Source organism: Nocardia sp. NPDC005998, assembly GCF_040614395.1.
Lineage (GTDB): Bacteria > Actinomycetota > Actinomycetes > Mycobacteriales > Mycobacteriaceae > Nocardia.
Map to the genome: position 1 here is coordinate 1 of NZ_JBEXUI010000056.1, position 8861 is coordinate 8861.

General features: G+C 66.3%; 11 protein-coding genes. 3 read left to right on the forward strand and 8 right to left on the reverse strand.

Annotated elements, in window-relative coordinates:
• Positions 1-89: 89 nt before the first annotated feature.
• Positions 90-461: a RidA family protein gene (locus tag ABZ293_RS39040; protein ID WP_355189307.1), complete on the forward strand. Its 372-nt coding sequence runs from the start codon at positions 90-92 to the stop codon at positions 459-461.
• A 179-nt stretch (positions 462-640) separates the two neighbouring features.
• Here ABZ293_RS39040 and ppc read toward each other — a convergent pair whose 3' ends face one another.
• The 4 genes from ppc to ABZ293_RS39060 all read right to left on the reverse strand — a co-directional run bounded on the left by ppc (position 641) and on the right by ABZ293_RS39060 (position 5380).
• The gene (gene ppc, locus ABZ293_RS39045) at positions 641-3472 is read right to left on the reverse strand and encodes a phosphoenolpyruvate carboxylase (protein ID WP_355189235.1); all 2832 of its coding nucleotides are present in this window, start codon (positions 3470-3472) and stop codon (positions 641-643) included.
• Complete coding sequence (locus ABZ293_RS39050; RefSeq protein WP_355189237.1) at positions 3469-3690, reverse strand: hypothetical protein; 222 nt, start codon at positions 3688-3690, stop codon at positions 3469-3471. The genes ppc and ABZ293_RS39050 overlap by 4 nt, the downstream gene beginning before the upstream one ends.
• Before the next feature lie 70 nt (positions 3691-3760).
• The gene (locus ABZ293_RS39055) at positions 3761-4180 is read right to left on the reverse strand and encodes a VOC family protein (RefSeq protein ID WP_355189239.1); all 420 of its coding nucleotides are present in this window, start codon (positions 4178-4180) and stop codon (positions 3761-3763) included.
• Positions 4181-4561: 381 nt separating this feature from the next.
• The gene (locus ABZ293_RS39060; protein ID WP_355189241.1) at positions 4562-5380 is read right to left on the reverse strand and encodes a thioesterase family protein; all 819 of its coding nucleotides are present in this window, start codon (positions 5378-5380) and stop codon (positions 4562-4564) included.
• 308 nt (positions 5381-5688) lie between these two features.
• Here ABZ293_RS39060 and ABZ293_RS39065 point away from each other — a divergent pair, with 308 nt between their 5' ends.
• Together ABZ293_RS39065 and ABZ293_RS39070 are read left to right on the forward strand one after the other, a co-directional pair.
• On the forward strand, positions 5689-6117 hold the full coding sequence (locus ABZ293_RS39065; RefSeq protein ID WP_355189317.1) for a hypothetical protein: 429 nt from the start codon (positions 5689-5691) through the stop codon (positions 6115-6117).
• Between the two features lie 135 nt (positions 6118-6252).
• A complete protein-coding gene (locus ABZ293_RS39070) occupies positions 6253-6537 on the forward strand; it encodes a hypothetical protein (RefSeq protein WP_355189319.1) in 285 nt (94 codons plus the stop codon).
• 146 nt (positions 6538-6683) lie between these two features.
• Here the strand turns inward: ABZ293_RS39070 and ABZ293_RS39075 are convergent, their stop codons facing one another.
• Genes ABZ293_RS39075 through ABZ293_RS39090 form a run of 4 tightly spaced genes read right to left on the reverse strand, consistent with a single transcriptional unit; the run spans position 6684 to position 8476 of the window.
• Complete coding sequence (locus ABZ293_RS39075) at positions 6684-7259, reverse strand: ATP/GTP-binding protein (RefSeq protein WP_355189243.1); 576 nt, start codon at positions 7257-7259, stop codon at positions 6684-6686.
• A 28-nt stretch (positions 7260-7287) separates the two neighbouring features.
• Complete coding sequence (locus ABZ293_RS39080) at positions 7288-7686, reverse strand: DUF742 domain-containing protein (protein WP_355189309.1); 399 nt, start codon at positions 7684-7686, stop codon at positions 7288-7290.
• Positions 7687-7721: 35 nt separating this feature from the next.
• On the reverse strand, positions 7722-8105 hold the full coding sequence (locus ABZ293_RS39085) for a roadblock/LC7 domain-containing protein (RefSeq protein WP_355189311.1): 384 nt from the start codon (positions 8103-8105) through the stop codon (positions 7722-7724).
• A gap of 41 nt (positions 8106-8146) precedes the next feature.
• Positions 8147-8476 (reverse strand): hypothetical protein, encoded by a 330-nt coding sequence (locus tag ABZ293_RS39090; protein ID WP_355189245.1) that lies wholly within the window; start codon positions 8474-8476, stop codon positions 8147-8149.
• Between the last annotated feature and the right edge of the window lie 385 nt (positions 8477-8861).

An 8861-nucleotide genomic window follows, 5' to 3' on the forward strand; every position in this document is an offset into this window, starting at 1 on the left:
GGCCACCTCGGTGGGGCCGAGAGCGGCCGGATGCGTTGTCCGGTACCGGAGTTGGTCGATACCTGGCTCGGCGGGAACCACCAGTTCGAATGGGGCCCGCCCACACCTTCTCCCAGGGCGTGCGCAAGGGACCGTTCGTCCAGGTCTCGGGTCAGGGCCCGGTCGATCCGGCAACCAACGCCTACCTGTTCCCCGATGACGTTGCCGCCCAGACAATTCGGACCCTGCAGAACGTCAAGGCCATTGTCGAGGCCAGCGGCGCCACCTTCGACGATGTGGTGATGCTGCGCGTCTACCTCACCAAGCGCGAGGACTTCGCCATCATGAACGACGCCTACGGCGAATTCGTCACCGCCAACACCACCGGCGACGTACTACCCAGCCGCACAACGGTATTCACCGGCCTCCCACGCGCGGAAATGCTGGTCGAAATCGACGCACTCGCAATCGTCACGGAATAGCCACTAGCACCCCATCCACACAGATTTGCTGCACTACCCACTCCGACTGCTCGTCGAGCGTAGTCATCTGGCGTTCAATACTGCCTGCGCGACCACCCTTCGGCTACGCTCGACAGCCCCCGGGCCACAGGACTCGATACGACAGGAGCTGGCCGGACGCGGAACTGGCATGAATTTCCCTAGCCGGAGTTGCGCAGTGCGGTGGCGAGTCCGTTCATTGTCAGCAGAATGCCGCGTTTGACGAGTTCGGAATCGTCGCCCGCGCGCAGCCGCCGCAGCAGTTCCACCTGCATTTGGTTCAGCGGCTCCAGGTACGGGAAGCGGTTGTGGATCGACTCCGCCAGGGATGGGTTGTCGGCGAGCAGGTGATCGTTGCCGGTGATCGCGGCGTGCATGCGGATGGTGCGGGCGTGCTCGTCGCGAATCATGCCGAAGATGTGCTCGCGCAGGGCCACATCGTCGACGAGTTCGGCGTAGCGGGCGGCGATATCCAGGTCGCTCTTGGCCATGACCTGGGCCAGATTCGACAGCACGGTGCGGAAGAACGGCCACCGCTGGTAGAGGTCGGACAGCGTGGCAAGACGCCGTGGATCACCGCCCACCCATTCCTCGAGTGCCGCACCGGTCCCGTACCAGCCCGGCAGCATGACCCGGGCCTGACTCCACGACATCACCCAGGGAATGGCCCGCAGGTCGTAGACCGAATTCGTCGGTTTGCGGGAGGCCGGCCGGCTGCCGATATTGAGATCGCCGACCTCGGCGACCGGCGTGGACTGCCGGAAATATTCGACGAATCCCGGTGTTTCGTGCACCAGACGCGCATACGCCGCCCGCGCCCGCGCCGCCAGATCGTCCATGAGTTCATACGACGGTTCGGCGTCGGGACCGAGCCCCTCGACATCGAGCAGCGTCGATTCCAGGGTGCCCGCGATCAACGACTCCAGATTGCGATGCGCCGCACGGGGTTCCGCGTATTTGGCGGCGATGACCTCACCCTGCTCGGTCAATCGCAACGAACCCTGCACGGCACCGGCGGGCTGGGCGAGAATGGCATCATAACTGCGCCCGCCACCACGGCCGACCGTGCCGCCGCGACCGTGGAAGAGCCGCAACCGAATTCCGGTCTTGCGCGCCACCTCGATCAGATCCAGCTCCGCCCGGTACAACGCCCAGTTGGCCGCCAGATATCCGCCGTCCTTATTGGAATCGGAGTATCCGAGCATGACCTCCTGCCGCATTCCCTTGGCGGACACCAACTCTCGATACACCGGCACATCCAGCGCGGCGGCCAATGTGTCCGCTCCGGCGCCCAGATCCTCGATGGTCTCGAAGAGCGGCACGATATTCACCGAACAGCTCGGCGGCCCGTCGGGCTCACCTGGATCGAGCAGCCCGCCCTCCTTCAGCAGCAGTGCCGCCTCCAGCATGTCGCTCACCGACGTGCACATGCTGATGATGTAGTTCGGCACCGCCTCGGTACCGAAGGTGTCCACGACATCGCGTGCGGCACGGACGATATCGAGTTCCTTGGCGGCGAGTTCGCTCAATCGCGCATGCGGACCGAGCAACGGCCGACGGGTCCGCAGCTCCGCGGCCAGCAGTTCGACCCGTTCGGGTTCGGACAGGCTCGCATAGTCCGGATGCGCACCCGCCCAAGCCAATAGCTCGGCGACGACCTGCTCGTGCACCTCCGAGTTCTGCCGCATATCCAGACCCTGGAGATGGAATCCGAAGGTCTCGATGGCATATCGCAGTGCCGCCAGCCGTTCGTCGGCGAGCAGGTCGTCACCGCTGGCCCGCATCGAGGCATCGATGGCATCCAGATCATCGAGTACCGCCTGCGGTGACGAATACGGTTGCGCCGCAACACCCACCGGCAGCGCCGTATCCGGCACCGCCCCGTCCACGGCCTGCGACCGCGCGCCCTGCTCGCCCGGTCGGCCCGGCACCGCGCCGAGCGCATGCTCGGCGGTCGCCGCCAGCCGCGACCAGATACCGTGCAGCGCCCGCCGATACGGCTCATCGGCGTGCGCGGCGGGATTCGGATAGCCGATCTCCGCGAGCGCCGCCACCTCGGGTGTGACGGACACCAGTCGCGCCGACAGCGCCAGCGACTTCTCCAACTCCACCAGCTCGTGCAGATACCGGCCGAAGGCGACCGCGGCGGCCTGCTGCGCGGCGGTGCGCACGACATCGGCTGTCACGTAGGGATTTCCATCCCGGTCACCGCCGATCCAGGATCCGGGTCGCAGCATCGGCCGCGGCAGCAGCTCGACACCCGGCCAGCGCGACCGCAGCGCCGCCCGCACCTCGGCATTGATCGCGGGAATCACATCGAACAGGGTGATCTCGTAATAGCGCAGGCCGACCGCGATCTCATCCTGAATCCGCAAGCGCTGCAATCGGATCAGCGCGGTGCGCCACAGTGCGAGCACCTGACGGCGGATCCGCAGCTCGAAATCGGCCCGCTCCCGCTCGGTCTCGGAGAAGCGCTGCCGCAACCGCATCAATTCGGTGATCCGGGTCTGCACATCGAAGACGGTACGGCGCCGGGTTTCGGTCGGATGCGCGGTGATCACCGGCGACACCAGGGCATCGGTCAGCAGATCCGCGACCTCCGCACCGTCGAGTGCCGCCGCGTCGAGTTTGCGATAGGTCGCCGCGAGCGAGGATTCCTGCGGCGGCTCCCCCGCCGCCTCGTGCGCCGCCCGCCGCCGGTCGCGCTGGATATCCTCGGCCAGATTCGCCAGCAGCACGAAATAGCTGAACGCCCGGATCAGCGGCAGCGCCACCGTGATATCGACGTCGTCCAGCATCTCCGCCACCGCGCTGCGCCCGACCTCCTCGCGCCGCACTCGGAATGCCTCGATCCGCACCCGTTCGATGAGATCGAACACCTCCGGACCCTCGTGATCACGGATGGTGTCGCCGAGCACGCCGCCCAGGAATCGGATGTCATCCCGGAGCGGCCGGGTCGCGTCCTGTTCGGTGTCGATCCGCGCCTGGTTCATGCCCGTGCCTCGCTGGCACTCGCTTCCATCGCGCGCCATACGCGCCATGTCATGACTCGCTCGCTGCGCTCGCTCATGAATTCGACCCTACTGCGCGGCGCCACCGGGTTCGCGGTGACATTCGCCTCCGCACGGGTGCGCAGCCGCACGTACGGCGGCCGACGCAGGCCGCCTTGCGCACGCCCCTCGGGTGGTCCGATCTGCCAGGTGCTCACCACGCGCCGAGGTGCTGACCTGGGTTCATGCCGATGCCGATCCGCACCGGCACCGCAACCGGCACCGGCGAGATCAGCCGAGGATCTGGGAGAACCGAAGGTGGTTGCCCCACGGATCGCGGAATCCGCAGTCCCGCACCCCATACGGCTGAGTGATCGGCTCCTGGTCCACATCGACGCCCGCATCGCGCAGCCGGGCAAAGGTGTCGTCGACGGCCTCGGTGGTGAAGATCAAGGTGCCCTGCGCACCGCTGGCCAGCCGACCCTTGGCGGCTTCGCGCGCCGCCTCCATCGGGTTCATCTCAGGGTTCTCCAGGATGAATTCGATACCGGGCTGCGACGCCGGTCCGACGGTCAGCCAGCGACCGCCCGGAAACGGCATATCCTGGCGGACCTCCAAGCCGATGACATCGCGGTAGAACTCCAGCGCCTTGTCCTGGTCGCCGACCAGAATGGACACGTGGGTCAGTGCGAAATCCTTGCCGTTGCTCATTGCTGTCTCCCTTGGTTCGAGCGGTACACAGGAATGACGTCTTGCGCATCCTGAATTCATCGGATTCCCGAGAAGATTTTTGACCGCCTCGGCCGGTACCGCGCCGATTCGTCCGACATCCCCAGCTCAGCGCCGGATTCCTGGACCGGTTCGATGGTGTGCAGATCCGGCGCAGCCGTCGATGCCGCGACCGGTAACCGCAAATGCGACACGACCACGACCGACGCATCGGACTCGCCGAGCGGTGCGCTCACAACTCGCCCAGCATCCGCGCCGGATTGCCCGCCGCGACGGCAGCTCCCGGGCGACGACACCGCCCGCACCGACCACCATGCCAGCACCGAATGACTACCGAGCCCGGCTACGCCGCTGTCATCCGGGTCAGCGCGTGCCGAGCAGCAGCGTCTGGGTGCCCCGTCCGATCGGGCCCCGCTGATCGAACAGGCGGGACTCGGCCAGGCCGATGCCGCTGTGTTCGGGGTAGGTGGCCGCGTCCAGGCAGATCCACTCGCCGACCGGGTCGCGGTGCAGGGTCACCGTGAGATCGGTATTGATGAAAAAGTATCGGCCCCATGGCAGGACGGAGCTGACGCCGTTGCCGAAGTCAGCGGCGGCGAGGGTGCGCTGCAACGGGCTGAGCGAGGTGCCGGCCACGATCGGGTAGCGCAGGCGAATCCAGCACACGGCCGGGCCCGGGGTCTGGAAAGCGCCTGAGACGAAACGGTATTCGACCCCGGTGTGGAATCCGACCGGCTGCGTACTCGGGAAGCTGTGCTCCGGGCTCGGCGTCACGGTGGCCGGGCCGGGCCGGGTGCCGGTCGGCAGCATCTCGATCGGTACGTCGAGTTCCGGCTCAACTGGTCGAAGCCGCCAGGCGGTGGCCTTCAGCACCGGTCCTCGGTCGGAACTCAGTGTGGCCTCGATCAATTCGACACTGCGCCCGGGTTGGGCGACTCGCGCCTCGGCCTGGGTGACTCGCGCTTCGGCCCGCAGCGGCGCGATCGGCACCGGCCCGAGAAACTCCACCGTGACCCGTCCGACCCGGCACTCCGGCCGTGGCTCACACTGCTCGATCACATACCCCAACAGCGCCGAAGGTGCCCCGCCGTGCTGTGCATCCGGCGACCACGGCCCACGGGTGAGTTCAGTGGGATGGAACAGGTCCGGGTCCGAGGAGTCGGGCAGGTAGAAGGCATCCATAGTGTTCACTCTTCCCGACCACCGGCAATGCAGCTGCGCGCTTGTGCTCAGCATGTCATTTCGCGACGGTTGATGGTCTTCACGATTGCGTCGCGCACCGCGTCAGCATGCTGACGGAGTGCGGACGCCAGGGCCGCAGCGTCCCTGCCCTCCAGAGCGTGCGCGATGGCACCCGCTGAGCTGCGGATTTATTCGTTGACGCTGATGGGCATGGGAGCTGATCGGGGTAAGGCCACGCCGTCGGGCTGTAAGTTGCTGTGATGGGCTGAGAGCCTATGTCGGTAAACAACATTCACGAAAGAAGGCCTGTGAAATACATCGCTGTGAAATACGTCGGCGCGGCTGGCGTGTTGGCTCTGGGATCGGTAGCGGCACTCGTCACCAGCGCCGCCACCGCGCAGGCAGGGGGCCTGCCCGACCTGGAGGTGTCGGTGATCTGCAGTCCCAGGGCGCCGATGGGGCAACCGCGTCCCGCGCAGGGCATGGTTCGTAATCTCGGCTCGGACCCGGCGCGGGACGTGCATATCGAGTGGTCCATTGACGGGGGCCCGATCGGCAGTTATGACTATTCTCGCGCCGTTGACCCCAAACAGGTCAACTTTTTCGGCTTCGGCGACGAACCCATCACCCGCCACGTGCGCGTATGGGCTCGGGTGACCAGCAGCGACCAGGACGCCAATCCTGACAACAACGAAGTCACCAAGGAAATCGAATGCTCGGAGATCGGGCAGGGGTGACCAGCGGTATCCGCCCGCAGCGGCCGCTGCATCCGGACCGTGAAGAATGACTGTCGTTTTCCAGGCGGAAAGCCTCCGCCTGGTGGTCCCCGGACAGGGGGCCGACCAGCAACGGTGTACGCGAGATCAGCCACCGTGCGCAGGCGCGGCGGTGGTACCGCCTCGGACCTGCTGCTGGTCACCGTCGCCAAAGCGCGCATCGTGCACCGCGCCAGCCGCATCACCGGCACCAGCCCGACCAGCGATACGAGATTCTCATCATCGAACACCGCCGACTCCGCGGCGAGCCTGTGCGAAACTCGCACCCGAAGCGCCCTTCCGAACTGCGCGATTGATGCCTGGACAACAGCAATCATCGCAGCTCGAAGGGCGCTTTCTCGTTCAAACCCCACCGACGAGCGCAAGCCCATCGAGGCTTAGCTGATGAAGGCATCGCGCTCGACTTCTCGCCCGGCCGCGAGGTCCTCGACCACGGACGAGGCGGATCCCGCTCGGCTACCAGCTCCGGATCGCTGTCGCGCTACAGCACCGCTCCTTCTGCCCACCCACGAGCGCCAGGCTACGGGTCAGCCGACCTCGCGGGCTTGCGGCCGTGGCGCGGACAGGCGCTGTACGAGCACCCGTTCCAGCAGCGCGACGAGTACCTCCTTTACCGATTCCCGTTCTCGCGCATCGCATTCCAGGATCGGGATCCACTCGTCGAGCTCCAGTGCCTCGCGGACCTCGTCGAGTTCGAAGCGCTCGCCCTCTTCGAAACGGTTGACCACCACCACGAATGGCGTGTTGTGCTCTTCGAAATAGTCCAGCACCGGATAGCAGTCCTCGACGCGGCCGGTGTCCACCACGATCACTGCGCCGAGCGCACCATCGACCAGGTCGTCCCACAGGAAGACGAAGCGGTCCTGGCCGGGGGTGCCGAACAGGTAGAGGATCAGCGAGCTGTCGAGGGTGATGCGGCCGAAATCGAGGGCGACGGTGGTCTGGTTCTTATCTTCGCGCCGCCCCGCATCGTCGACGCCGATGGCGACCTCGGTCATCGCCGCCTCGGTCTCCAGCGGTTCGATCTCGGAGATCGCACCGATGAATGTTGTTTTGCCGACCCCGAATCCGCCGCTGATCACGATCTTGACCGAGGCGGGCATGGGCCGCTCGGCCGCTGGGGTCCGATATTCAGAGTGCCCGTACAAGGTCCCTGATCCTCTCGATGGCTGCGGTGGAAAGTTCGGGGGCATCCCGGACCGAAACATGCCCGGCGGTCGCGAGATCGCTGACGATCACCTTCGCGACGCCCACCGGAACGTGCAGCGCCGTTCCGATTTCGGCAATGGAATGCGGCTGCTGGCACAGCCGAACGAGGGTGCGCTGTTCAAAGTGCAGCGGTGCGGACAGCGCGGCAGGCGTTGCCTGCACCAGTGTTTCGATGCGCAGCCCGTCGATCAGCGGTGTGGTGCGTCCCGCCGTGACGACGAAGGGGCGCACGAATCGATCATCGGGCATCTGCACATCCGGACTGTCCCGCGGCGGCCGGTTCGGTCCGAGCCAGCCGAGGGATTGGTTCACCGGGATCATCCGCGGGTCCGGCAGCCGCGGCCGGTCTGGATGTCTCATCTGCGCAACGACTCTCGCAATTCCGAAATGAGCGCCGGATCGAGCAGCGCACCGGCGCGTTCGGCCAGCACTGCCATCTCATAGCCGACCAGACCGACATCGCACCCGCCATCGGCGATCACCCCCAGGCAGCTGCCGTCACCGAGTGCGGAGACCAGCAGAAAGCCGCGCTTCATCTCGATCATGATCAGCTTCAGACCATCGAATGCGTAACTGCGCGAAGCACTTCGGGCCAAGCTGGCCAGGCCGGAGACCATGGCGGCAAGTCGATCCGCACCGGTGCGGTCCAGCCCATCGGACATGGCGATGAGCAGGCCATCGGAAGAGACGGCGACGGTATCGCGAACGCCATCGGTATCGCGCACGAAGTTGGCCAGCATCCAGTTGAAGGTGTGCGGGTCCGCGGTCGGTATATGGGTGGTCACCGAATCTCCTCTGCGGTAGGGGGTGAAGCGGGGGTTTGCGCCAAATCCGTGGCGCGCGGGATGTTTTCGGCCTCCGGTCGCGGCGGGGTGGGAGCGCCGCGCTCGTGCCCGGCACGGAACGACGAGAGCATGCTGCGGACTTCGGCCGGTGAGCGTTCCATGGTCGGAGTGCTGGGCGGGTTCGAGGTGAGAACCCGTGGCGTGCTGCCGCTTCCGCCGCCAGCCGCGCGTGCTCGCTTGTTGCGCTTGACCAATCCGTTTTTGGTTCGCAGTACACCGGCCGGTGCGGCATCGGATTCCGGTACTGCCGTTGTCGTTTCGGGCATCGGCCACAAGGAACCGCTCACCGAAGACGGGATGGCCGGTCGCGGACCACCGGTCGTGGGTACAGCGTTGGTTGGGCGATCGGTCGCAGGTACGGCGGCGATGCGGCGATCGGTCCCGGATCCGCTGGCTGTAGGCAGATCGGTCCGGAATCCGCTGGCTGCAGGCAGATCGGTCCCGGATCCGTTGACTGCAGGCAGATCGGTCCTGGATCCGTTGGCACCATCGCTCCCAGCGCCGTTCACCCTCGGCAGACCCGGCAGCGATCCGTTGATCCCGAACGCGGCCCTGTCACCCGTCGGGCTGCTCCCGGGCGCAGCCCTATCACCCGTCGGAATGCCCCCGGACGCAGCCCTATCACCGGTCGGAATGACCCCCGAAGCAGCC

Bases quoted from the DNA above. Each gene is read 5' to 3' on its own strand.
- ppc (WP_355189235.1), bottom strand. From the start codon at position 3,472: ATGAACCAGGCGCGGATCGACACCGAACAGGACGCGACCCGGCCGCTC.
- ABZ293_RS39060 (WP_355189241.1), bottom strand. From the start codon at position 5,380: ATGGATGCCTTCTACCTGCCCGACTCCTCGGACCCGGACCTGTTCCAT.
- ABZ293_RS39090 (WP_355189245.1), bottom strand. From the start codon at position 8,476: ATGCCCGAAACGACAACGGCAGTACCGGAATCCGATGCCGCACCGGCC.
- ABZ293_RS39040 (WP_355189307.1), top strand. From the start codon at position 90: ATGGGGCCCGCCCACACCTTCTCCCAGGGCGTGCGCAAGGGACCGTTC.
- ABZ293_RS39055 (WP_355189239.1), bottom strand. From the start codon at position 4,180: ATGAGCAACGGCAAGGATTTCGCACTGACCCACGTGTCCATTCTGGTC.
- ABZ293_RS39080 (WP_355189309.1), bottom strand. From the start codon at position 7,686: ATGATCCCGGTGAACCAATCCCTCGGCTGGCTCGGACCGAACCGGCCG.
- ABZ293_RS39085 (WP_355189311.1), bottom strand. From the start codon at position 8,105: ATGCTGGCCAACTTCGTGCGCGATACCGATGGCGTTCGCGATACCGTC.
- ABZ293_RS39075 (WP_355189243.1), bottom strand. From the start codon at position 7,259: ATGCCCGCCTCGGTCAAGATCGTGATCAGCGGCGGATTCGGGGTCGGC.